General features: G+C 70.9%; 24 protein-coding genes and 2 pseudogenes. 14 read left to right on the top strand and 12 right to left on the bottom strand.

The genetic code is table 11. The features are described from left to right. Positions 1 to 83 precede the first annotated feature (83 nt). Entirely contained in the window at positions 84 to 254 is a 171-nt protein-coding gene (locus tag A3IC_RS0119055) for a DUF5670 family protein (protein WP_020551648.1), read from the top strand. A gap of 79 nt (positions 255 to 333) precedes the next feature. Here the strand turns inward: A3IC_RS0119055 and A3IC_RS0119060 are convergent, their stop codons facing one another. From A3IC_RS0119060 to A3IC_RS68755, 3 genes are all read right to left on the bottom strand, one after another. Continuing rightward, positions 334 to 894: a hemerythrin domain-containing protein gene (locus A3IC_RS0119060; protein ID WP_026218445.1), complete on the bottom strand. Its 561-nt coding sequence runs from the start codon at positions 892 to 894 to the stop codon at positions 334 to 336. A 145-nt stretch (positions 895 to 1,039) separates the two neighbouring features. Beyond that, the gene (locus tag A3IC_RS0119065) at positions 1,040 to 2,221 is read right to left on the bottom strand and encodes a zinc-dependent alcohol dehydrogenase (RefSeq protein ID WP_026218446.1); all 1,182 of its coding nucleotides are present in this window, start codon (positions 2,219 to 2,221) and stop codon (positions 1,040 to 1,042) included. A 174-nt stretch (positions 2,222 to 2,395) separates the two neighbouring features. Next, the gene (locus A3IC_RS68755) at positions 2,396 to 3,190 is read right to left on the bottom strand and encodes a cytochrome P450 (protein WP_020551651.1); all 795 of its coding nucleotides are present in this window, start codon (positions 3,188 to 3,190) and stop codon (positions 2,396 to 2,398) included. 576 nt (positions 3,191 to 3,766) lie between these two features. Between A3IC_RS68755 and A3IC_RS0119075 the strand changes: the two genes are divergently transcribed. Beyond that, positions 3,767 to 4,711: an SDR family NAD(P)-dependent oxidoreductase gene (locus tag A3IC_RS0119075; protein ID WP_026218447.1), complete on the top strand. Its 945-nt coding sequence runs from the start codon at positions 3,767 to 3,769 to the stop codon at positions 4,709 to 4,711. Between the two features lie 175 nt (positions 4,712 to 4,886). Further along, a complete protein-coding gene (locus tag A3IC_RS64985; protein ID WP_425387341.1) occupies positions 4,887 to 5,072 on the top strand; it encodes a WhiB family transcriptional regulator in 186 nt (61 codons plus the stop codon). A gap of 137 nt (positions 5,073 to 5,209) precedes the next feature. Here the strand turns inward: A3IC_RS64985 and A3IC_RS0119085 are convergent, their stop codons facing one another. The 3 genes from A3IC_RS0119085 to A3IC_RS0119095 all read right to left on the bottom strand — a co-directional run bounded on the left by A3IC_RS0119085 (position 5,210) and on the right by A3IC_RS0119095 (position 7,919). Next, the gene (locus A3IC_RS0119085; RefSeq protein ID WP_020551653.1) at positions 5,210 to 5,467 is read right to left on the bottom strand and encodes a hypothetical protein; all 258 of its coding nucleotides are present in this window, start codon (positions 5,465 to 5,467) and stop codon (positions 5,210 to 5,212) included. A gap of 461 nt (positions 5,468 to 5,928) precedes the next feature. Continuing rightward, positions 5,929 to 6,477 carry a DUF4262 domain-containing protein gene (locus A3IC_RS0119090; RefSeq protein ID WP_020551654.1) on the bottom strand — a complete coding sequence of 183 codons (549 nt, stop codon included), beginning with the start codon at positions 6,475 to 6,477 and terminating at the stop codon, positions 5,929 to 5,931. Positions 6,478 to 6,803: 326 nt separating this feature from the next. Beyond that, positions 6,804 to 7,919: an EstA family serine hydrolase gene (locus A3IC_RS0119095; protein WP_026218448.1), complete on the bottom strand. Its 1,116-nt coding sequence runs from the start codon at positions 7,917 to 7,919 to the stop codon at positions 6,804 to 6,806. A 315-nt stretch (positions 7,920 to 8,234) separates the two neighbouring features. On the opposite strand from A3IC_RS0119095, the gene A3IC_RS0119100 reads away from it, so the two are divergent. Further along, entirely contained in the window at positions 8,235 to 9,116 is an 882-nt protein-coding gene (locus A3IC_RS0119100; RefSeq protein ID WP_026218449.1) for an AraC family transcriptional regulator, read from the top strand. A 447-nt stretch (positions 9,117 to 9,563) separates the two neighbouring features. On the opposite strand, the gene aroA is transcribed toward A3IC_RS0119100, so the two are convergent. Together aroA and A3IC_RS0119110 are read right to left on the bottom strand one after the other, a co-directional pair. After that, positions 9,564 to 10,823 carry a 3-phosphoshikimate 1-carboxyvinyltransferase gene (aroA, locus tag A3IC_RS0119105; RefSeq protein WP_026218450.1) on the bottom strand — a complete coding sequence of 420 codons (1,260 nt, stop codon included), beginning with the start codon at positions 10,821 to 10,823 and terminating at the stop codon, positions 9,564 to 9,566. A 344-nt stretch (positions 10,824 to 11,167) separates the two neighbouring features. Then, positions 11,168 to 11,713: a DUF6328 family protein gene (locus tag A3IC_RS0119110; protein WP_020551658.1), complete on the bottom strand. Its 546-nt coding sequence runs from the start codon at positions 11,711 to 11,713 to the stop codon at positions 11,168 to 11,170. Between A3IC_RS0119110 and A3IC_RS0119115 the strand changes: the two genes are divergently transcribed. Continuing rightward, complete coding sequence (locus A3IC_RS0119115; RefSeq protein ID WP_020551659.1) at positions 11,712 to 11,891, top strand: hypothetical protein; 180 nt, start codon at positions 11,712 to 11,714, stop codon at positions 11,889 to 11,891. The genes A3IC_RS0119110 and A3IC_RS0119115 overlap by 2 nt on opposite strands. A 122-nt stretch (positions 11,892 to 12,013) precedes the next feature. On the opposite strand, the gene A3IC_RS0119120 is transcribed toward A3IC_RS0119115, so the two are convergent. Beyond that, the gene (locus A3IC_RS0119120) at positions 12,014 to 12,625 is read right to left on the bottom strand and encodes a TetR/AcrR family transcriptional regulator (protein WP_040876788.1); all 612 of its coding nucleotides are present in this window, start codon (positions 12,623 to 12,625) and stop codon (positions 12,014 to 12,016) included. Between the two features lie 114 nt (positions 12,626 to 12,739). Here A3IC_RS0119120 and wrbA point away from each other — a divergent pair, with 114 nt between their 5' ends. The 5 genes and pseudogenes from wrbA to A3IC_RS55275 all read left to right on the top strand — a co-directional run bounded on the left by wrbA (position 12,740) and on the right by A3IC_RS55275 (position 15,597). Beyond that, the gene (gene wrbA / locus A3IC_RS0119125) at positions 12,740 to 13,348 is read left to right on the top strand and encodes an NAD(P)H:quinone oxidoreductase (RefSeq protein ID WP_020551661.1); all 609 of its coding nucleotides are present in this window, start codon (positions 12,740 to 12,742) and stop codon (positions 13,346 to 13,348) included. A gap of 224 nt (positions 13,349 to 13,572) precedes the next feature. Continuing rightward, the gene (locus A3IC_RS72560; protein ID WP_020551662.1) at positions 13,573 to 13,707 is read left to right on the top strand and encodes a hypothetical protein; all 135 of its coding nucleotides are present in this window, start codon (positions 13,573 to 13,575) and stop codon (positions 13,705 to 13,707) included. Positions 13,708 to 13,891: 184 nt separating this feature from the next. Continuing rightward, positions 13,892 to 14,497: pseudogene (locus tag A3IC_RS0119135) on the top strand (molybdopterin-dependent oxidoreductase); the annotation flags it as partial. A 280-nt stretch (positions 14,498 to 14,777) separates the two neighbouring features. Continuing rightward, a complete protein-coding gene (locus A3IC_RS0119140; protein ID WP_020551664.1) occupies positions 14,778 to 15,260 on the top strand; it encodes a hypothetical protein in 483 nt (160 codons plus the stop codon). A 34-nt stretch (positions 15,261 to 15,294) separates the two neighbouring features. After that, positions 15,295 to 15,597: a DUF2795 domain-containing protein gene (locus A3IC_RS55275; protein WP_158696005.1), complete on the top strand. Its 303-nt coding sequence runs from the start codon at positions 15,295 to 15,297 to the stop codon at positions 15,595 to 15,597. Positions 15,598 to 16,255: 658 nt separating this feature from the next. Here A3IC_RS55275 and A3IC_RS0119155 read toward each other — a convergent pair. Continuing rightward, entirely contained in the window at positions 16,256 to 16,597 is a 342-nt protein-coding gene (locus A3IC_RS0119155; RefSeq protein WP_020551666.1) for an STAS domain-containing protein, read from the bottom strand. A gap of 365 nt (positions 16,598 to 16,962) precedes the next feature. Next, positions 16,963 to 17,780, bottom strand: a pseudogene (locus tag A3IC_RS55280) (MFS transporter); the annotation flags it as partial. 678 nt (positions 17,781 to 18,458) lie between these two features. Between A3IC_RS55280 and A3IC_RS0119165 the strand changes: the two are divergent. The 4 genes from A3IC_RS0119165 (at position 18,459) to A3IC_RS55290 (ending at position 20,884) form a co-directional block, all read left to right on the top strand. Beyond that, on the top strand, positions 18,459 to 18,746 hold the full coding sequence (locus A3IC_RS0119165) for a hypothetical protein (protein WP_040876858.1): 288 nt from the start codon (positions 18,459 to 18,461) through the stop codon (positions 18,744 to 18,746). Then, entirely contained in the window at positions 18,743 to 18,991 is a 249-nt protein-coding gene (locus A3IC_RS55285; protein WP_158696006.1) for a type II toxin-antitoxin system RelE family toxin, read from the top strand. Before A3IC_RS0119165 ends, A3IC_RS55285 begins: the two co-directional genes overlap by 4 nt. 481 nt (positions 18,992 to 19,472) lie before the next feature. After that, a complete protein-coding gene (locus A3IC_RS0119175; protein ID WP_026218451.1) occupies positions 19,473 to 20,039 on the top strand; it encodes a DUF2243 domain-containing protein in 567 nt (188 codons plus the stop codon). Further along, a complete protein-coding gene (locus A3IC_RS55290; protein WP_020551670.1) occupies positions 20,039 to 20,884 on the top strand; it encodes a cytochrome c oxidase assembly protein in 846 nt (281 codons plus the stop codon). Before A3IC_RS0119175 ends, A3IC_RS55290 begins: the two co-directional genes overlap by 1 nt. A gap of 27 nt (positions 20,885 to 20,911) precedes the next feature. On the opposite strand, the gene A3IC_RS0119185 is transcribed toward A3IC_RS55290, so the two are convergent. Then, positions 20,912 to 22,087, bottom strand: coding sequence for a carboxylate-amine ligase (locus tag A3IC_RS0119185; RefSeq protein ID WP_020551671.1), 1,176 nt, complete (start codon positions 22,085 to 22,087; stop codon positions 20,912 to 20,914). Positions 22,088 to 22,809: the final 722 nt, after the last annotated feature.

The following is a 22,809-nucleotide window of genomic DNA, read 5'->3' on the forward strand; positions in this document are numbered from 1 at the left end:
GGGCGACAAATCGGCAGGAAAAGGCACTCGGCCGTGGCGTGCGGACCCAAGGACGGGGCACAAGGTCGGCGGAGGTGAAAACGATGATTCCCCTGCTTCTCGTCCTGCTCCTCGCACTGGTCCTGTTCGGCCTCGGGTTCGCGGTCAAAATCCTGTGGTGGGTGGCAGTCGTGGTTCTGGTGCTCTGGATCCTCGGCTTCTTCTTCCGGTCGGCAGGCGCCGGCGGAGGCCGCGGCCGCTGGTACCGCTGGTAGCGCCACCCGGCCCCCGCCGCGAGCAGCCCTGACCCGCCGGGTGCCAGGCAGGCGGGTCACGCGCGTGGCAGCGGACGGTTCAGTGTCCGCCGCGGCCGGAGAGCAGGTCGCGGGCCCGGTCGACCAGTCCGGCGCCCGGGGCGAGGATCCTGTTGGCGGGTGGCGTGTCGGGTGCGGAGGGGTGCGGGCGGGTCGGCGCCGTCTCCTTCGCGGCGCGGACCTTGTCGCCCAACGCGTTCAGCTCTTCGGTCGTGCAGGCGGCGGCCAGGAGGGGGAACATGCGGCCCTCCTCGTCACGGACGTGTTCGCCCACGGCGAGCCGAAGGCGCGCGACCAGGTCGTCGAAGCGCGGATCGTCCGCGTCGCGGCCTTCGAGGTCCTTGAGGAGTTCCTCCACTGCGGCGTGATCGGCGATCTCCTTGTCGGCGATCGTGTCGCCGTCCTCGATGTGCTCGCGCACCGCCGGGTACAGGTGCATCTCCTCCGCGACGGAGTGACGGACCAACTCCATGGTCAACTCGTCGGCCGCGACGCGCCGCCGCGCGTCTCCGACCGGCAGGATTTCGATCCGCGCGAACAGCGCGTCGACCTCGCGATGGTCGACGGTGAGTTCCTCGATGACGTTGCCGCCGTGTCCCAGTCCCATGTAACCCGCCTCTTCTCGGTACGGCGAGCACCTGGACCCGCGCCCATCTCCGCTACCCGGCGAATCGGGCCGCACACATGATCACTCCGAGCGCGGGGACATGGCGACAGCGTCCGCGACCGGGGCGCGGGCCGGCGGGTCACGGGCGCAGCAGGACCTTGACGGTGCCGTCCTGCTTCTTCTGGAACCGTTCGTACGCCTGCGGCGCCTCGGCGAGCGGGATGCGATGGGTGGCGAAGTCCTCGGTGCCCAGCGGGTCGTCGTCCTCCAGGAGCGGCAGGATGTCGTCCACCCACCGATGTACGTTCGCCTGACCCATGCGCAGTTGGATCTGCTTGTCGAACATGGTCAACATCGGGAGCGGGTCGGCCATCCCGCCGTACACCCCGGAGAGTGAGACGGTGCCGCCGCGGCGGACCAGGTCGATCGCGGTGTACAGGGCACTGAGTCGATCGACGCCGGCCTTGCGCATCATCTTCTCGGCGACCACGTCGGGCAGCAGGCTCGCGATCTGCTGGGCCAGTTTGCCCACCGGCGCGCCGTGCGCCTCCATGCCGACCGCGTCGATCACCGCGTCCGGCCCGCGGCCGTCGGTGAGCGCGCGGATCGTGTCGGCGATGTCGTGATGAGCGGTGAGGTCGAACACCTCGACACCGCGCTGCCGAGCCCGGGCGAGCCGCTCGGGCACCAGGTCGACGCCGAACACGCGCTCGGCACCCCGGTGCAGCGCGATGCGACACGCCATGTCGCCGATGGGGCCCAGCCCGAGCACGGCGACGGTGCCGCCGGGCGGGACGGCGGCGTACTCGACCGCCTGCCATGCGGTCGGCAGCACGTCCGAGAGGTAGACGTAGCGATCGTCCGGGGGCCCCTCGGCCACCTTGATCGGGAGCTTGTTGCCGAACGGCACCCGCAGGTATTCGGCCTGTCCGCCCGGGACCTGACCGTAGAGCTTGGTGTAACCGAAGAGCGCGCCGCCCATGCCCTGTTCGCGCACCCGGGAGGTCTCGCACTGCGAGTGCAGTCCCCGCGTACAGGTGTGACACACCCCGCACGAGACGTTGAACGGGATCACCACGCGATCACCCGGCCGTACGTGGGTGACCTCGGCGCCGACCTCCTCGACGATGCCCATCGGCTCGTGACCCAGGATGTCGCCCTCGCTCAGGAACGGGCCGAGGACCTCGTACAGGTGCAGATCCGAGCCGCAGATCCCGGACGAGGTGACCTTGATGATCACATCGTCCGGGTCCTTCAGCGCCGGGTCCGGCACGTTGTCCACGCGTACGTCGCGCCTGCCGTGCCAGGTGAGTGCCTTCATCACGATCATCTCCTCGGACGGGTGTTCGGTGGGTCGGCGACCCTCGGGGGATCCGCCGTACACGGGAGGCGGCGACCGGCGGCCGGGAACATCCCGTACCGAACCGGCTGACCGGTCGGCGCCCGATCAAACACCGGGGCGAGGGGCGCACTGGGCCGAGTGGGGGATCGGCCCTCACGCCGTGAGCAGTCGCACGGCCGTGTGGTTCCACGTATGCGGCAGGGGCCGGCTCGGATCCGGGAGCACGGGGTCGGCGAGGTCGAGGTCCGTCGTTCGGCGCAGCACGGTGTCCAGCAGCGCGGTCACCGTGAACAACACCAGGTTGCGTCCCGGGCAGGCGGCCGGTCCGGCGCTGAAGGGCACGATGCCTCGGGCCGGTTCCGCGCGCCCGTCGGGCCACGCGTCCGGGGTGGAGCGATCGGCGAAGTCCAGCGTCTGGGCGTCGCGGTGGAAGAAGGAGCTGATCACGGCCACGGCGGCGCCCTCGGGAGCCAGTGGGTCGTCGCGCGTGCTGTCGCGCAGGATCGCCGGTGCGGTCGGCCACAGGCGCAGGGACTCCTGGACGCAGGCGCGCAGGTGGTCCGCCTCGGCGATCCCGCGCGGGTCTTCGGCGTCCCGGTAGACCTGTTCGTCGCGGGCCCGGTCGGCGAGTCCGGGGTGCGCGGCGAGCAGGGTCAGCGTGTTGAACGCGGCGATCGCCGCCGCGTCGAACGCGGCCGCCTGACGGTAGGCGAGGTGCCCGCCGAGCAGCCCGCCCGCCCCGACTGCCGCAAGCCCGGCCGGCGCCGACATCCGACCGCGCAGCGGCCGGTTGCCGAGCCGGGCCGTCAAGGAGGCCGAGTACAGGCCGACCGCCACCGTGTTGCACGCGGCATGCACGAGTCCCACCCGCTGCTGTTGCTCGTGCGTCCGGGACCCATCCACCAGCCCCGCGGCCGCGGCGGCGCCGATGCCCACCGCGATCAACACCGTGGACGCGGGCCCGGTACGCGGTACGCGGTACGAGGTCGAGCATCGAGGCGGAGAACCGGGCGCCGATGGGCACCTGCACCAGCATCGGGTGCACCGCGTGTCCCAAGGGCACGCCGTGCAACGTGTCCCGGACCTTTCCTTGCGGCAGCCGACCCACCAGCGCTCGCTCCAGGCGGCTACCGTAGTCGTGATCCTCAGGGGACCCACTTCCCGACAACCGCCTCGACATGCCCGGCCGGGCCGGGGACTCACCGGAGGGCGACGGGCCCGCGACCCGGGTCGGCTGGACCGTCCGCGACGCCCGCCTGAGCCGGCACGCGGGTGGAGGCCGCCGCGGATCGCATCGACGACGTCCTGGGCCCGATCGACGTCCGGGTCCGAGCGGCGGCAGGCGGCAGAAGAGCCGCTGTGATTTGCCCCGCGCCTGCGGGGGCATGCGCTTCCGCAGTGGTCTCGGGGACGAAACCGTACGAAGCCCGCATGCCGCGGTTGCCGCCGGAGAAGGGAAACGCCGTGACCGACACCACGCATGCCGGTACCCGAGGACGCCTTCGGTCGCGTTCGAGGGCGGACGTGAAAGGTCGGGTCGCACTCGTCACGGGCGGCTCGCGCGGTCTGGGTCTGCTGATCGCACGAGAGCTGGCCGGGTTGGGGGCACGCGTGACGATCTGCGCCCGGGACGAGGAGGAACTTGCCCGCGCCGCGGCGCTCATCCGCCGCGACACCGGCCGCCCGGTGTCCTGGGAGCAGTGCGATCTGGGCGACGCGCAAGCCATCGACGCGCTGGTCGCGGAGGTGACGAAGCGGCACGGGCCGGTGGAGATTCTGGTCAACAATGCCGGGATCATCACGGTGGGCCCCGTCGAATCGCTGGACGTCGACGCGTTCCGCCGGGCGATCGAGACCATGTTCATGGCGCCGATGCGCCTGACCCTCGGGGTGCTGCCGGGCATGCGCGAACTCGGTGACGGCAGGGTGATCAACGTGACCTCGATCGGCGGCCGGATCCCCGCACCGCACCTGCTGCCCTACGACTGCGCGAAGTTCGCCGCGACCGGATTCTCCGAGGGACTGCGGGCCGAACTCGCCGGTTCGGGCGTGAGCGTGACCACGGCCGTGCCCGGGCTCATGCGCACCGGCTCGCACCGGGCCGCGCGCTTCACCGGGCGGCGTTCGCGCGAGTACGCCTGGTTCGCGGCCGCCGCGTCGCTGCCCCTGGTGTCCATGGACGCCGAGCGAGCAGCCCGCCTGATCGTGCGTGCCGGGATCCGGCGCAGGCCGGAACTCGTGCTGACGGCGGTGGCCAAGGTGGCCGTCCGGGCCCACGGACTGGCCCCGGCGACCACCACCCGGGCACTCTCCCTCGCCGCCCGGTTGTTGCCCTCGGCCGGTTCCCCGGCGAAATCCGGAGAAGCGTCGGGTGCGAGCGAGCACGCGAAGGGCACCCCCTGGACGGACCGCGTCGCGGTTCCGGGTGAACGCGCGGCTCGCCGCTGGAACGAACCCGGTGCTTCCTGAACGCACTCCGCAACGTCGGCGTGGCGAACCGTCCCCGCCGTATTGCCGTCCCCGGCTCCGCCGACCGGATGCGTTCCTCGGACGGTTCGCCAACTCCCGTGCTTGAGAAGGCATATCGCGGGCAGCGGGCACAACGACCGCCTCCGAGAGCCGCGTTGCGGCCGGAAAGGAAGTCATGGACCGGCGCTGTTCAGCCGCATGTGGGAGCGAGGACCCGGATCTGTTCTTCCCGGTGGGTGCCTCCGGCCCGTCGATCCCTCGGATAGAACGAGCGAAGACCGTCTGCCGACGCTGTCCGGTCAAGAGGGAATGCCTCGATTGGGCGATGGAGACCGGACAGGACGGTGTCTGGGAGGCATGAGCGAACACGAACGTCGCGTGCGCAGGCCCCGCCACGCCGCCCGTCGGTGACGGGCCTCGGCGCGCCACGGCCCTTTGTCGGACCTTCCGCTCCACGGCGGATCGGGCCGGCTGTTCGTCGAGCCCGGAGGGCGCGCTCTACTCGTGGGCGCACAGTCGGATCATTCGTCCGTTGTTCGACACGACCACGCACGTATGTCCCAGAGCGGTGTTCTCGTCGCGGACGAACAGGGTGATCTCCTCGCCCACGTCCAGGCTCAGGGCCTGGGGGATCACCGCGTTCCAGGTGTGCGGGAACGCATCACCGTCCACCGGCCAGTCGTGGACGTCCACTGTCACCTCGACCTCGTCGTGGTCCGGCATGACCACGGTGGCCCTCGCGCCGATGATGTCCATGGGTCCAGTGTGTGCCGGGCCCTTTCCGGTGGCGAGCGGAGCGATCCGTGCCGTGCCGGGCCGAGGGGCCACCCGCGTGTCGATCGGCGCCGCTCCGGCGAGAGTCGATCCCGTCGGCGGGAATGTCGGGACGGTGATGCCCGTTGTGAAGGTCGTCGGTGAGGGTGTGCCCCCGGGCCCAACCATTGCCTCCGTGGAATACCGCTCGGCTGGAGCCACGGTGTGCCTTCCGCCGTGAGGCGGCCACCCTCGCCGGCCTTCGACGGCGCCGATCCCGACCGGGGCGGCGCCGTCCCCGTCTCTTGGCGGGCAGTGGCTAGGGCGGGGCGTCGGGGATCTCGTCGACCGGGGGAGGCGCGCCGGCGGGACTCTGCGACGCGCTGCGTCTGCGTTTCCAAGCCATTCAAACCCCGATCACCGGCCGGCGGCCGGGGCGGCGTGTCCGGACTCCACGGCCACAGTCAGAGTTCGGTGGTCCAGACCCCAACGGGATGATCATCCGGCGGCAGCCACAGTCGAGGCTGCGACTCTTGATGCCTCTGCTCGACCTGTTCTTCCCAGTGGAAGCGGCCTCCCGCATCCGGCCACGCAACTTGCAGAACGGTGAAGGGAGGCCGCCGGTAGAAGCCGATGGCTCGCCCGAAGAAGGTGCGGTACCAACGCGGGTCGACGTCCCTGAGTACAACGTCGTAGCCGTCGACCACGCCTTGATGCTCCCGGCCGTCATCCAGGACGGCACCCGAACAGGCCCTGGCACCCAGGGTGTTGAGCATCGTGTGCATGTCGTGGACATCGAGCCCGAACATGGTGAGTTCAGGGACACCGTGGCTGTGGGACAGGCCGATCGTGTACGAGAACCCCGGGCCGATCTCGTCCTCGGGAACCATCACGACGTGCCAGCCGTGCTGCCGCACATTCTCGATGATCGTCAGGTCGACCCGGTCTGCCCGGTCTCGGTCACCGTAGTCGTGGCAGAGGACGCAGCGGCACCGGAACGGATCATCAGTCATGAGCGGAGGCTACGAGCGGAGTGTTCGAATCAAGCAGCCGGGGCTCGTGACCGCCCTTGCCGTCGAACGGCATCGTAACGCTCCGCGACGACTCCGGTAGGCCGCCTCATGGTGGGCCGGGCAGCAGTACCGGGCACGCGACCGCGTCGGCGGCCCGGCGCACCAATCGCACGCGGCGACGTCCATGCCTCACACCTCCCAACATTCCACCGACTACGCGTGACGGGACACCACCGGTCGCGCGACTGGCGGCGGTTCCGCTCACGTGCGGGCTGGGGCGGGAGGGGGCAGCCTGTGTGGGCCGAGGCCGCCCCCTCGTTGCGCTGTCAGTGCAGGCCGCTGTAGGCGGCCATCACGATCTCCATGCCGCGGTTGTCCTCCTGCCGGTCCCGGTCGATCATCTGGTTCATGACGTAGGCCACCGTCATGCGTGAACCGGGATCGCTCACGACCAGCGAGCCGCCCCAGCCGCCCCAGCCGAAGGTGTTGCCGAACTTACCGAAGCCCACCGTCCAGGACATCGGCGTCCCCAGAACACGGTCGTTGCCGCGGAACACTTCCTGCCACGCGGGCTCGCAACCCTGGGGGGACAGCAGTCGCATGCCGCCGACCGAACCCTGGTTCGCCAGTACCGACTGCACAAGGGCGACAGAGCGAGCGTTGCCGAAACCGTTCACCGCAGGGATCTGCGCACGGCGCCAGGCCGTGGAGTTGGTGTCCTTGACCCGGATCGCGGCACCGGTGTTCTCCCGGCGTGTGCCATCCGGTCCCGGCGGTGCGCCGGCGGCGTACTCGTCGGTCAGTGACGGCGGCGGGATGAGCGGTGCGACGCGGTGGTCATGCTCGGTGGCGAGCCCGATGTGGAAGTCCGCGCCCAGCGGTCCGGCCACCTCTTCGGCGAAGAACTCACCAAGACTGCGGCCGGTGACGCGGCGGACGATCTCACCCACGAGGAAGCCGAAGGTGAGCGCGTGGTAGCCGGCGGCCGTTCCCGGCTCCCATTCGGGCGCCTGCGCGGTCAGCCCTGCCGTCACGCTCTCCCAGTCGTACAGCTCCTCGACCACCGTCAGCCCGGACAGGTCCGGCAGCCCCGCGGTGTGCGACAGCACGTGCCGCACCAGGACGTTCTCCTTACCGGCCGCGGCGAACTCGGGCCAGTAGGCGGCGACCGGCGCAGACAGGTCGAGTTCGCCTCGGTCGGCCAGAATCAGCGCGCACAGGGCGGTCATGTTCTTGGTCGTCGAGTTCACGCCGGTGAGGGTGTCGCGCTCCCAGCCGACGGAGCGGTCCGCATCGGCGTACCCGCCCCAGATATCGACCACCTGCTCGCCGCCGATGTAGACGGCCGCCGATGCACCCACGTCGTCATTGCCGAGCAAAGCTGCAAGGGCCGCACGGACTGCGTCGAACCCCGGCCGGCAAAATCCTTTGACATCCGTCATGGGCGTAAGTCTCAGGTGACGCCAGGGCTTCCTGCCCAACAATTCCCGCACTGGTTTTGTCGGGCGGGGCGCGATCAAATCTTTTCTACTCGGGCAAGGCGGCCCGACGGCCCCATCAGACCGCTCCTGTCTCCCCTGCGGTCGGCCGATGGCCCGGCGGCGCCCGAGACCGCAGCGCCGATGACCGCCAGGGCACCGCGCGTGGCGAGCGACTCCGACTCCGACTCCGACTCGGGCGCGGGTGTCGGCGGCTGCGGCTGGTTGGCAGGGTGGGCGTTCCTACGGTGGAGACCCGCGAAGGAAGGACGGATACGCGTGCTGGAGCGGCTGAATCAGGCGCTGGACCACTTGGAGGCGCGTCTCGATCGGGAGGTCGACATGGCCGAGGTAGCCCGGATCGCCGCGGTGTCGGAGTACCACCTCCGGCGGCTGTTCTCCGCGCTCGCCGGGGTGCCGCTCCCGGTCTACGTGCGGCGCCGGCGGATGACACTTGCCGGGGCCGAGGTGCTGGCCGGGGAGCTGACGCTGCTCGATGTGGCGGTGCGATACGGGTACGGCTCGGGCGAGGCGTTCGCCCGGGCATTCCGGTCGGTGCACGGCATCGGGCCGGGCGAGGCCCGGCGTACGGGTGCGGTGCTCACGGCACAGCCGCGCATGTCCTTCCGTCTCGTCGTCGAAGGGAGTGCGGCCATGCGGTATCGGATCGTGGAGAAGGAGTCGTTTCGGGTCGTCGGCAGGAGGGCCCGGGTCCCGCTCGTGCGCGAGGGGGTCAACGCGTCCGCCGCGGCACACCTGGAAAGCCTGGACGAGCAGGCGATCGTACGGATGAAAGAGTCTGCCGGCCAGGAGCCGGCGGGGATCCTGTCGGCGGTGGTGTACCTGACCGACAGCCGGGAAGATGGCGCCGAGGCGGACTACTGGATCGGCGTGGTGACCGGTCCGGAGGCGGCCGCGGAGGAGTTCGACGTCCTCGACGTGCCGGCCGGGACCTGGGCGGTCTTCGACAACCACGGGCCCTATCCGAGCGCCCTCCAGCAGCTGTGGCGAGACGTGTTCACGCAGTGGTTCCCCTCGAACCCGTACACGAGCCGGACAGGTCCGGAGCTCCTGCGGACGCAGCCGGTGGAGATCGGCGCGGTGACCGACTCTCAGCTGTGGATTCCGGTCGAGCGGGGCAGCAGGGGCGCGGGGGCGTGAACACCGGTACCTGTCCCCGGCCCCGGCCCCTCCGCCATCGGCGCGAAGGGGCCGGGGCGCCGCGGTCCATTCGCCCGGTTCGCGCTTCCAGCGGTCGGTGAGGTTTCCGATGCCCCGGATGAAGTCCGGGTCGGGCATGCGGATGGCGAATGGGCTGGGCCAGTACCCTTCGAGCTGGACCTGGCCGTTGCTCTGGTCGGCGACCGCCTTGATCGCGTTCGACTCGGCGTCGAAAAGGCCTCCAGCGGGATCAGGATCGGCTCGAGATCCTCGAAGATCTCCGTGGCCATTTCCAGCACGTTGTTGAACTCGTCAGGCGCGCTGATTCCCCCATTTGAGCGCAAGACCCCGGGGAATCCCCATCCTGGAATCGGCCAACTTCCCTCGATCGTCGGCGGCAGCGGACCGGCTTGAATGGCTCGCGCCTCGATTCTCCGCCGCGCGCTGCTATCTCCCGGGCGCTGCGGCCGCTCCTTGGGCCCACTGCGACCGCAGCGTGGCCAGGGCGCGGTGGAAGCCGGGGAAGGTCTTGCGTACGCACTCCGGGTTGTCCAACTTCAGCCCCGGGGTCAGCAGTCCGGTGATGCTGAAGCTCATGGCGATGCGGTGGTCGTCGCGGCAGTCGATGACCACCGGGCGCGGTGGCGCGGGCGAGACCTCGATCCAGTCCCGGCCTTCGGTGACCGGGACGCCAAGCCTGCGCAGGTTCTCGGCGCAGGCGTCCAGTCGGTCCGATTCCTTGACCCGGGTGTTGTACACGTCGGTGATGCGTACCGGCCCCTCGGCGAACGGCGCGATGGCGGCCAGCGTGGGCATGGTGTCGGAGATGTCGCGCATGTTCACCTCGATCCCGCGCAGTCGGCCGGTGCCGGCCACGGTGATCGAGTCCTCGCCGATCTCCGCGTGGGCGCCCATCAGGCCGAGCACGCGCACGAAGTCGGTGTCGCCTTGCCGCGATCCGGCCCCCAGTCCGGGGACGGTGACCCGGTTGCCGGTCAGCGCCGCCGCGGCGAAGAAGTAGCTGCTGGTGGAGGCGTCGGGCTCGATGGTGTGGGTGCGTGCCGTGTAGCCGGTGGGGGCGATGTCGAAGTGGGCGCCCTCGCGGTGGACGGTGGCGCCGAACTCCCGCATGAGCGCGATCGTCATGTCCACGTACGGCTCGGACACCAGGTCGGTGACGGTCACGCGCAGTCCATCGCGCGTCAGCGGCCCGACCATCAGGACCGCGGTCAGGAACTGGGACGAGAGCCCCGCGTCCATGGTGATGCCGCCGCCCTCGATGCCGTCCGACGTGACGGCGATGGGCAGGTGGCCGTCCGCCCCGAGATGGCGGACACGGGCGCCCAGTGCGCGCAGCGCCGTCACGAGCGGGGCGACCGGGCGGCGGCGCATCTGCTCGGACGCGTCGAAGTGGCAGGTCCCGTGTCCGGTGGCGGCCAATGCCGGGAGGAAGCGGGCGGCGGTGCCCGCGTCGCGGCAGAAGACCCGGGCCTCGCGGGCGGAAGGCCCGGACACTCGCCCGAGGACGGACCATTCCTCCGCGGACCGGTGCACCGGGTAACCCAGCGCGCCCAGTCCTTCGGCGAATGCTTCCGTGTCGTCGGAGACCAGCGGGTGTCGGAGCGTGGACAAGCCGTCCGCGCAGGCACTGAGAAACAGCGCGCGGGCAGTGGTGGACTTCGACCCGGGAACGCGGACTGTGGCCACAGATCTCCATCACGGTAAACGGCGCAGCGGCGGGAGCACGGACGGCAGCGCACCTGAGCCGCTCCGCACCAACCGATCCTGCCAGGGCCACAGATCCCCGAACAACGGGTTTTGCCCGGCGGGAGGCAGGCGTGAATGGGCCGGAGTGCGGGCGTCCTTCACGATGGGCGCGCATCGGGGAGGGGCGCGAGACAGCGGAGCAGAGAGGTATTGGGGATGCCGGTCTTGGTGGTGATCTCGCCGTAGCCGGCGCCTTGTTCCTTGAGAAGCCGGGTGTACTCGACAGGCGACCCCGCAGCCGCGGGCCTCGTTGTCGGCGCTGGCGGCGCGGGCGGACGGGGGTGTCAGTCGTTGTGTTTCAGGGACCGCCTGAGCAGAAGCGGCAGTACCAGCCAGCAGCCGACGAATCCGACCAGGACGACCGCGGCCCACAGCCACGCGTATCCCGATCCGAGCGCGACCCGCAGCAGGAGCAGCACGGCGCAGATGACGGCTGCCGCCAACAGGGACATCCCGATGGCGATCAGCCGAGCCGTCGCGCGGACGAGTTGGGGTTTGCGCCGCAGGCCGGCGAGAGAGCGATGGATGGACACGGGGGCGATCAGGGCCGCGGTTGCCAGTGCCCCGAGAATCACCGTCACCACATACAGATCGCGGTCGAACGCGGACAGTTGCCCGAAGCGCGGAGCGAAGGCGACGGAGAACAGGAAGCCGAAGAGGATCTGCGCCCCGGTCTGGGTGACCCGCACCTCTTGGAGCATCTCGCCCCATTGGCGGTCGGCTCGCTCCCCGGGGCTTTCCCGACGGTCGAAACCGTGTTCCCGGTCCGCCTCGACTGGAGCGTCGCCGCGCTCGGATTCGCCGCGGTCCTTTCGGTCGTGGTCTCCCATGGTCACCCCTGTCGTCGGCTCGTCCGCGCTCGTCGCCCGCCGGATCCGGAACGTGCGCGCCAAGGCGCTGCCCCGCGCGTGGCCCGCGGCGCGGTGCAGGGGCACCGTCGAGCGGGCCGACGCGGCGTCGGAGAGTGGCGAGGGCCGGCGCCGGGTGGGGTCCGAGCTGCCCACGTGACTCGTTTGCCCCGTCCGGACGCGGATAGCCCTGAAGGCCCAGCGGGCGCTCCCCGTCCCGAGACGTACCCGTGCGCCGAGCCGTCGATCGAGCAGACCGGGCGAGCGGGTCGAACGGGCGGGTCAATCGAGTCCGTACAGCTCCAAGGTCTGGTCGAGCGCCTGTTTGATCCCGGAGATGGTCAGTCCTCGGTCGGTGCGCAGATGGTGCAGCAGGCTCGGGGCGAGTGGGGAGAGGACGAAGTCCGCGACGGTCGCGGCGTCGGCGTCCGGTCGCAGTTGGGCGATCAGCATCGCCGTGTGGATCCGCAGCGCGCGGTGGGGTGGGCTGGTGTAACGCGCGCACGGGTCGGCGATCTCCGCCGCGAGCAGCATCGCGTGCTGCTCCGCGACCCGGTCGACGAGCGCGTGCAGGAACGCGCGCAGGCGCTCGGCGGCGGGCGCGCCCGGCCCCAGCGGAGGCGGGCCGGTGAGGAAGGCCGCCTGGAAGGTCTGTTCGCGCTCGTCGAGCAGGGCGAACAGCAGGCTCGCGACGTCGCCGAAGCGGCGATAGACCGTGCCGACGCCGATGCCGGTGGCATGCGCGACCGCGTTCATGGTGAGTGCTTCGGGGCCCTGCTCGGCGACGATCCTGCCTGCGGCATCGAGGATCCGGCGACGGTTGCGGGCCGCGTCGGCCCGTTCCGGCGGGGGTCCTTCGGCCATCGGCAGATCGATACGGGGCGGGGGGTTCATGATCGCAGCTTAGCGGATAGCCATCCGCTTTCGGCTTGCCAAACGGATGGCTATCCGCTTGACTCTCGAGCGAAGCGGATAGCAATCCGATTAGTCGCTGCCGGAGGTTCCGTCATGACCGCCAAGATCGCCGTCATCTACTACTCGTCCACGGGCAACGTGCACCAACTCGCCCGCGCCGTCGCGGAAGGCGCCGAGAAGGCCGGGGCCGAGGTGCGCCTGCGCCGGGTGCCCGAGCTCGCGCCCGACGAGGTCGTCGACTCGGTACCGGCCTGGCGGGCGCATCTCGATGCCACTCGGGACATGGCGGTCGCAACGCTGGACGACCTGGTGTGGGCCGACGCCTACGCGTTCGGCTCGCCGACGCGGTTCGGCAACATCTCGTCGCAGCTCAAGCAGTTCATCGACACGACCAGCGGGCTGTGGCAGCAGGGCGTGTTCGTCGACAAGCCGGCGACCGGTTTCGTCAGCGCCGCGAATCTGCACGGCGGCAACGAGTCCACGCTGTTGGCGCTGTACAACACGCTGCATCACTGGGGTTCGCTGATCGTCTCGCCGGGCTACACCGACCCGGTCGTCTACGGCGCCAACGGCAACCCGTACGGCACCGCGCACGCGTCCGGCGGTGGCGAGCCCGGCGACAACATCCTGGAGGCCGCCCGCTACCAGGGCGCACGCCTGGCGACGGTGACCCGCAGGCTCCTGGCCGGCGGGGCCTCGTAGCCGCCGGGAGGTGGGCCGGTGCGTACGTTCGCCCGCCGGCGTCCCGGGTGAAGCCGCCCCCCGTCGAGCGGGTTCGGTGGGGCCCCGAATTCGGGCGGTTCGCCGTGCATGTCCGCGGCCGATGTGGACAGCCTTGGTGGAGGCGTCCGGATGGGCGGCCACGGGAGGGAGTGTGGGCAATGGGGATGAACAGGGTCACATCGGATCGTTTGGCGGAGCGCGGGGTGGCGGACTCGGAAGGTGAGGCGATGGCCCGGGCCCTGCTGTGGTTGTCGGACGCGTATCGGCGTTCCGCGCCCGCCGACGGCGATCGCCGGATGCCCTCCGGCGCGGACGGGCCGGACCCTTCGCGACGGTGACGATCACGGAAGCGCGAAGGCGCCGCCTCCGGGCGGCGCCTTCGACCACGCTCAAGCCCGCGCGAACCACACGTTGACACCATCGGCGCCCCGCTGCCGGGATCGCCCTGCGGCTCGATCCGTGGATCCCCGGCCGGGGCCCGACGCAGTTTGCGGCGTGCCCGTTCGGGTAGCCCTCGCCGACATGGCGCCGGAGGAAGGGCCGCACGTGAGACGCAAGGACCGTATCGCCGAGCCGTGGGGGACACGCACGCCGTACGGACCCGGACAGCCGTGGCCGGTCAGGGTGGACACCCACCTGGCGCAGGGCGTCACTCCGGGGGACGTGGACCGCTGGGTGCCGACCGCGTCGATCCTGCACTCCAGTGGTGACGGGATGGACATCGCCGTCAAGGACGGCCGCATGGTGGGGGTGCGCGGGCGGGCCGACGACCGGGTCAACCACGGTCGGCTGGGGCCCAAGGACCTCTTCGGCCGGCAGGCCAACGGCTCGGCCGACCGGCTGACCCGCCCGTTGGTACGTGAGGGCGGCCGGTTGGTGGAGACCGACTGGGACACCGCGATGGACCGGATCGTACGGCGAACCCGCGAACTCCTGGACGAACAGGGCCCCAGCGCGCTGGGCTTCTACACCACCGGCCAACTCTTCGCCGAGGAGTACTACACGCTGAGCGTGATCGCCCACGCCGGCCTGGGCACCAATCACCTGGACGGCAACACCCGGCTGTGCACGGCCACGGCCGCCACCGCGCTCAAGGAATCCTTCGGCTGCGACGGCCAGCCGGGCTCCCCTTCCACTACGGCTACTGGGACACCGAAACCGGATCGGAGCCGGGCTTCGACGGCGGCCGGGCGGCCAACGAACTGACGCTGACCGACTGGGACCCCGCCTCCAAACAGCCGATCTTCAAGACCGCCGCCGCCGCGCTGCACCGGATCGGCCCCGGGCCCGCCCCCGCGCCCACGATCGGCGCCAGTGCCCCGGTCGCCCCGGACATCGACGGCACCCGGGGCGGACGCGAGGCCGAAGCCGACGAGGATCTCGGGCCGGCGTGCGAAGGGAAGCTCCCGTGAAGATCGCCCTCGCCCTCCACGAACTGCATCACGACGAGCTGGACCTGGCCCGCGAACTGCTGCGGGTGGCCGAACGCCACCGGGTCGACCACGAGATCCACCACCTCGGCGGCGACCTGGCTCGCTGGTCACAACGTCACGCACGCGACATCGCGGACCTCGGCAAGCGTTTCGACCTCCACCTCGACGCCGAGCCGGTCGAGGAGACGGGCGTCGCACATCGCCTGCGCGAGAAGGCGGGCGAGCTGATCGGCCGCCGTCCCGACGCGAGCCTGCTGATGCTGCGCGACCTGCGCGAGGTCTACGTCAAGGCATCCGGGGTCTCGGTCGACTGGGTGATGATCGCCCAGGCCGCCCAGGGACTCAAGGACGCCGAACTGCCGGCCCTCGCCCGACGCTGCCACCCCGACACCCTGCGGCAGGTCCGCTGGGCCAACGCGAAACTCAAGGAATCCTGCACTCAGATCCTGGTCACCTGATCCTCTCCGGCCCGACACGAATGGGGTGCGCACCGTGACCACCAACGAGAACGAAAACGGGACCGAGGACCTCGTCGAACGCGCCTCGAGCGTGGGCGGAACACCACCCGGAATGAGCGCGAGCGACGTGCGGACCCGGAGCGAACTGGCCCGGCATCTGGGGCGCGACGTCTATCCGGCCGATCGTGAGGCACTCTTGGCGCGGTTGCGCGAGGAGGCGGCGCCCGACCACCTGGTGGACCTCGTCGCCGGGCTGCCGACGGACGGCTTCGACTACGAGAGCGTGCAGCAACTCGCCAGGGCCTTGGGGCTGGGCACCGAGGACCATCGCACCTGAGTGCCGGCGGGGTACGGCAGGGCACACCGACGAAGTGCGCGACCGCTCGTTGAGCGCAGGTCGCCGGTGCGCCTTTCACGAAACGGCGGAATCCGTCGTCCGTGGGTGGGTGGGCCTGTCAACGCCGTTCGGCTCACCCAAGATCACCTCTACCGCAGTGTCCGGACCGCTCAAACCCGTGTTCGAGCCGATCCGTGTGACGACTTCCGGCGGGTGCTCACGGGCGGCCGCCGATGTCGAAGCCGGCCCGGGCCGGGGCGACGGCGGTGGCCCGTCCGATGCCCGATTCGGAACCGGTCACGATCGCGACGCGAGGATGCTCGGCGCGGTCGGTCGGCTGCCCGGCGCCGATGGTCTCGGCACTTGCGAGGACTTGGGCGCCTTCGGTGTTCTCGACGTTCCTGCAATCCCTTCGTGACCGTCGCGGGCCGACCCGGCGAATCGTCCTACCCGCTCGCGTTCACACTCCGCCGCGCCAGGCGCCGCTGTCGTGAACGGTCGGTCGACAGGACGAGAAACCGCTGCCCGCATTCGCCGTACCGACATATCGCGCGCGGGACCGGCCCGCCGGGTCGCGACCCGGCGGGCGCGTGACCCGGTGCCGCGCGTGCGCCCGGACGAGCGCGAGTTCTGCTCGGGCTCGTCGGCAGGTCCGGTGTCAACGGGTGGCCATGGTCCGGTCGAAACGGCTCGGCTCAGGAGTCGGCGTCAGTCCCGCACCGGTCGCGATTCGTCGGGTGTCGGGGTCCGATGTCCGGTAGAGCACCTGCAGGTGCAGGAGTTCCGCGCCGCGCCGCACGGCGGCCAGAACCGATGGACCGCTCTCGTCCGTGAACGTGGTGTCCCTCAGGTCCAACACCACTTCGGAACAACCCTCGCCGAGCGGGACGTTGAGGATCCGCATCAGGCCGTTCAGGACGGCGGACGCGTTGTGGCGATCCACGCGCGCCGGCAACTCGACCACGAGTCGATCGGCGCTGTGATGGATGGTGAGTCCCATGAACTGATTCCTGACGTCGAGCCATCGCTTTTTTCGTTACCGACTCGGCCGGTTCGACGGCTTGCGCATCGTGCGACGCGGCCCGCCCTTCGATAACCGGAATCGGCTACCCCGCAATCGCGGTCCGCATGCGCGACCGGAACGGGTGCGTAGCGGCGCCGGCGACCCGAACGCGCGCCGGGCGGGTGCGGCCGGCCGACGTACGTGTCCACCACGACGATCGGGCCCGCGTCCGGCAGGTCCCGCGGGATTGCCTGCGTGCGCAATACCTCCGTGATCGCGACCCGTGATTCCACCCTCCCGTCATCCGCCCCCGACGGGGCCGCGGCCGCGTTTCGCTACCCCGGCAAGTTTCGCTACCCCCGGACGAACAACGTCGGGGTGAGTCCGGCCGCGATCTGAAGCACGCCGCCGGCCGCCGCGGTGATCGCGATCGTCCGCACCGAGGGTCGGCGCAGGCGACCCGCCACGAGCGCCCCGAGGATGCCGCCGACGGCCAACATGGTGGAGACCATGCCGAAGGCGCCGGTCCCGCCCGCGAGTGGGCCGGTGACCAGGACCGCCGGCGTCAGGCTGTAGTTGCGACCGAAGGTCGAGCTGAGCGCGGCGATCGCGGCCGGCGCGACCAGGCGCGGACGGCGGGCGAAGAAGGCCAGTCCCTCGCGGGCCGAGCCGGCGGCGGGCTTTCGGCCCGCCTCCGGCTCGGCGGACTCGCGGGCGGCCTGCCGGGTGGGCTCCGAGATGGGCTCCGAGACGGGATCCGAGATGGGATCCGGGGCGGATTGCCGGCCGGGCTCCGGACCGGGCCGGTGACCGGACGGCCTCGGCGGGTCGTTGATCGGCTTGAGGCACGGGACGATGGCGGCCACGAACAGGAAGGACACTCCGTTGGCGGCGTAGGCGGCGCCGATGCCGAAGAAGGCGACGGCGATGCCCGCGAGCGCGGTGCCGGCCAGACGACCCACGCTGTGTACGACGGCGCCGAGGGCGATCGCGGACGGGACGTCCTCGCGCGGCACCAGGTCGTTGCCGAGCAGGGCGCAGGCGGGTCCGTCCACCGTGGCGATCAGACCGGTGAGCGCCGCGAGCACCAGCAGGGCCGGCACGCGAGCAGGTTCTGCACGGTCAACTGCATCCAGGTCCCGAGGTTGGAAACCAGGTTTCCCAGGGACCACCAGCGCATGCCGGCGTGACGGAGGCAGCGCCACGGGGAGCGGTCACCGCGGTCGGGCCGGGCTTTGCCGGTCGGCGTCGGGCGGACGCGGCGGATGAGGTATTCGCGTCGACCGACCCGGGGTTGGGCGGTGTCGGTGGCCCCGGTCGCGGGGGTGGCGGGTGGGGTGATGTCGGGGTCGCGGACGAGCAAAGGAGGAGCCCTGATCGATCGTGCGAGGGGCCGACGTCGGAATGCGGCTTCCGATCCGGCGGAAGTGGTGGCCGGGGGCTACGCGGCCGGTCCGGTCGGGGCGTGGCCCGACCGGGGCGGACCGCGTCGGTCGGGGATCCTCGGTTTCTGACGGCGGTGGCGCCGCCCGGACGGTGAACGCCGAGCCACTCCGCCGAGGTGCCCGGTCAGTCTGGCAAAAGGGGGAAGAGCACTCACGGACGCAAATCTCCTCTTCGAACACAGAGAGCAAAAATTGTCCGATTTATGTAGATATTGCGAAGGTCGGATATGACCACGATCACAGATTGGGCAGGGCTGAGGATGGGAAAAGGTGTGCGGTTGCACCCTCGTCGGCGGGCGCCGGGTAGCGGGCGAATCCGACACCGTGAGCACGCCATCACGCGGCTGAGGGAGCCGGATGGCCGACCGGGAATCGGGTGGACGACAGCACGTCGATCGATCGAGGAAGTGGACATGCAGGCGGAGGACGCGAGGCTGTTGCACACACGCGTCGGCGGGCGGTTCGTGGACCTTCCCGGGACGCTCGACGGTATCCGGGAGGCATTGCCCGAGGACCGGCGCGAGGAATTCGACCGCGCCGTGGGATCGGTACCGCTTGCGCACGTACCGCTGGTGGCGGCGCGATGGGGTCTGCCGGCGGAGGCGGTCCGGGAGGACGAGGCGTTGCTCGCAGGACTCGAAACCGGCAACGGGTCGGGCTTCGTGGGGCTGCACGAACCCGGCAAGGAGGCCCGAGGATGAGCTTTCGGATGTGGTTCGCCGAGGACGCACAGTCCAGCCTGCATGCCCTGCCGTCCGAGACACGCAGACGCTTCGACGCGGAACTGGGGCGGCTTGCCGAGGATCCGTACCGCCTGGACTCGATCCCGATCACCGGAGGCGACTTCCGCCACGTGCTCCTCGCCGGCTGCATCGCCGCCTACCACGTCGACGAGGACGCCCGGCTCGTCTCGCTGATTCGTATTCAGGGCCCGCCGCCGGCCTGAACCCGTTCACGCCCACGCCCATGGCGGCCGGTCGTCGGTCGGGCCGACGGGCGCGGGACGCGAACAGTCGGCTCGTCGCCTCGCGGGGCGCGAGGCCGACTGTTCGCGTCCGGTCAGGTTGTGCACAGGCCGACGACGGGGTGCGGGCCTTCGGTTTCCAGGCGGTATTCGCCGCATCCGCGATATCCAAGGCAGGTCGGCCGGCCGCGAACTGCGATCGTCCTACCGACGGCGTGCCATTCCATAGCTGATGCTTGCCGGGCGGTTCGGCGGGTAACGCTGGGAACGGTCGGCCACCGAGGCGCTACTCCTCGAATCCACGGGAGAGACGGACGCTTGCGACATGGCCTCCCACGGCGTCCGCTCCGAGGATACGGCGGACACGTGTTCGCGGTGGAGCAGGCGGGAACCGCGTCGCGGGAGCAAGGGGCGACGCGGGAGGCAGGCCGTTCGCACAGTCGACAGGTGGGGAGAACGGATGATGGCCGGCACGGCGGGCAACACCCGGGCGAGCAACACGGCGTCGAACAGTCTCCAGTTGCCGGGAATCGTCCTCGGGGTCGGCCTCGGCGGGTTCGTCGACGGCATCGCGCTCCATCAACTCCTCCAGTGGCATCACATGCTCACCAGTACCGACCACGACCGCATCGGGGTGAAGTACTACAACCCGAGAACGGTGTCCGGGCTGGAGATGAACACGGTGTGGGACGGGATCTTCCACACCGTGTGCTGGATCGCCGTCCTGCTGGGGCTGGCCATCCTCTACTCGCGAGTCACGCACAACCGGCGGGCGGTGTGGGCCTCGCGCGTCCTGTGGGGCTGGATCATCGTCGGCTGGGGCCTGTTCAACCTGGTCGAGGGCATCCTGGATCACCAGATCCTGGGCATCCACCACGTCCACGGCGGTCCCCACCAGGCATGGTGGGACGCCGGGTTTCTCGCCCTGGGCGGGCTCATGGTGATCGGCGGTCACCTCCTCCGGCGCAGCGGCCGGCCGTTCGACCCCGAGGCTTCCCGCAGCGCCGAACGGGCCGGAGGCCGCACCTGATGGACGGCACACACCCCATGCATCATCACGGTGGCGGCGGTGGCGGCGGCCTGCCCTCGGAGGTGCCGATCGCCGTGGTCCTGCTCGCCGTCGCGGGCGGTTATCTGCTCGCCGCGCGCCGCGCCCGGCGCCGCAACCCGGCCCAGGGTCGGCACCCCTGGCGGACGGTCTCGTTCCTCGCCGGGATCGCCCTGGTCGCCGTCGCACTGCTGCCACCGCTGGGGCCCGCCGCGCACACCGATTTTCGCGGGCACATGGCTCAGCACATGCTCATCGGTATGTACGCGCCGATCGCACTGGTACTGGCCGCGCCGATCACGCTCGCGCTGCGCGCCCTACCACCCACCCACGCCCGGCGGGTGACGGCCCTGCTGCACAGCCGGCCCGCCCGGGTGCCGGCCCACCCGGCGGTCGCCCTGCTGCTGAGCACCGGCACGCTGGGGCTGCTGTACTTCACGCCGCTGTACAACACCGCCATGGGCCACCCCGCGGGGCACTGGCTGATGAACGCCCACTTTCTGGCCTCCGGATGCCTGTTCGCCTACGCCATCGCCGGCCCCGATCCCGCGCCCGCGCGGCCCGGAGTGCGGGCCCGGCTGGTGTACCTGGGCATAGCGATCGCGGTGCACGCCTCGATCGCACAAGCCATGTACGGCGGATTCCTCGTGGACATCCACGCGCCCATCGACCGGGTGCGGCAGGGCGCGGAGATCATGTACTACGGCGGGGACATCGCCGAACTCCTGCTCGCCGTCGCGCTGGTGGCCACGTGGCGACCCGAACGCCGGACCGGGGCGAGACGGCTGCCCGGACGCCCGAAGGCGGCTGCGGCACACGCGCCCTGAGCGAATGATGCGAGCCGTGGATTCGCTTCACCGTCCGCCCGAGCCGCCTCGTCCAAGGCGCGGCTGCGCGTTTCGCCGGGGCGGTTGTCCCTGTCGCTCGCTTCGTGGGGCCGCGGTCGTTTCGGTGGCGAGCATGCCCAGAAGGGCTTCGGGGCCGCCGCGGTGCATGGCAGCGCGTTGTCGTGCGGCGCCGGTTCCCTCGGTGAGCAGTCGGTCCACCAAGGCGGTTACGCGCGGTCCGTCGCCGGCGGCCTCGAGAGCCGCCCCGACATGGTCCATCAGCCGGCCGACCAGGTCGGCGGCTCGCACACTACGGGGGATCCGCGGATCGATGAGCCTGTCGCCCAGGCCGTATCGCGCCGCGTGCCATTGGGCCGAGGCCAGCAATTCGGGGGCGGGGGAGGACAGAGCGGCGCCGGCTCGGTCCTCGGCGATGGCCGTCGTGATCAACGCGCGTACGATCCCGGCGAGCAGCACCGCGTCGTCCACCCGTAGCTGGACGTCCATCGCTCGGATCTCGACGGTGGGATACCGCTCCGAGAGGCGGGCCTGCCAGTAGATCGCGGCGCGATCCCGCAATGCCCCGACGTCCAGGAGGTCATCCACGCGGTGGTCGTAGTCGGTGGCGTCGGCGAACAACGGTGGGATGCCGCTGACGGACCAGCGGCCGAAGACGACGGTGCGCCAACTGGCGAAGCCGGTGTCGTCGCCGTGCCACAGGGGGGAGTTCGCGGACATCGCGACCAGGAGCGGCAACCACGGCCGCAGCCGATTGATCACGGCGACCCCCGCACCGCGGTCGGGGATGCGCACGTGGACGTGCATGCCGTTGATCAACTGCTCGTCGACCAATTGCGGGGCATCGACGTACAGGGATCGATATCGCGGCCGTGCCGTCACCGAGACCTGCCCGTCGCAGGCGAACGGCGCCGCGCCGCAGGCCGCGAGCATGCACCCGTTCTGCTCGGCGGCGGCGGACACCGCCCGACGCATCCGCAGCAGGTGCTCGCCGACCTCGTCCAGGCTCTCGCATACCGGGGTCGCGACCTCCACCTGGACCTGAAGCATCTCCGGCTGTACCTCGCCGTCGCGAAGCGCGGGCTGAAGATCGCTCGCCGCACGAACCGCCTCCGCCCGGGCGACCGGCTCCCCGTCGGCGGGGTTCAGCAGCAGATATTCCTCTTCGACCCCGAGTGTGATCACCTGCGAGCGCCCCGCGCCCGCCGGCCGGGCCGGAACGGGGGTTGGGGACGGTGGGCGGGCCCCGACCCGTCCGCGCAGGGAAGCGAAGTCGGGCATCGTGACTCCTTCACAACCAGGGGACCAGCGTCTACCCCGTGAGGTGTCGCCCATGCGAGACGCGGCGTACCCCGATGCGGGAGCCCGGGGGGAGAAGGGTGACGCGGCCGCCGGTGGCCCGTCCACCGCGCCATCGGTCTCCGGGTGCCGGAGCAGTCCCGGTCCGGGGCCGGGTGCGGCCTCGTCATGGCTCTTGCCGTACGCCCGAGCACTCCGAGCAACGACGACGGCGTCCTCGGCGACGGCGAAGGCGACGGTGACGGCCTTGCGGGTGTTGCCGACCTCTGCGCCCGCCGAGCGAACCTTCGCGGCGATCCGACGGGCCTCCCGTCGCCCCTGGGGACCCGGGTCGGCGGTCTCAGAGCCCGCGCCTCGTGGCCCGTCGAGTCGTACGCCGATCCCATCCGGTACGCCGCGACCGCGTCGAGTACTCGCTGACCGAAGTCGGCGCCGCCGCAGGCGTGTTGACCACGGCGATCACCGACTGGTCGATCGCGCACGTGCACGGCATCATGGCCGCGCGCCGGCGGTTCGAGGCCCGCGCGGCCGAGCCGGTGGCACCGGTGGAGCAGCGCCCCGAACACGGGTACCAGCCGAACACGCGCTGCCGTCCCGGTGTTCACGCG

The organism is Embleya scabrispora DSM 41855, assembly GCF_000372745.1.
Classification (GTDB): Bacteria; Actinomycetota; Actinomycetes; order Streptomycetales; family Streptomycetaceae; genus Embleya; species Embleya scabrispora.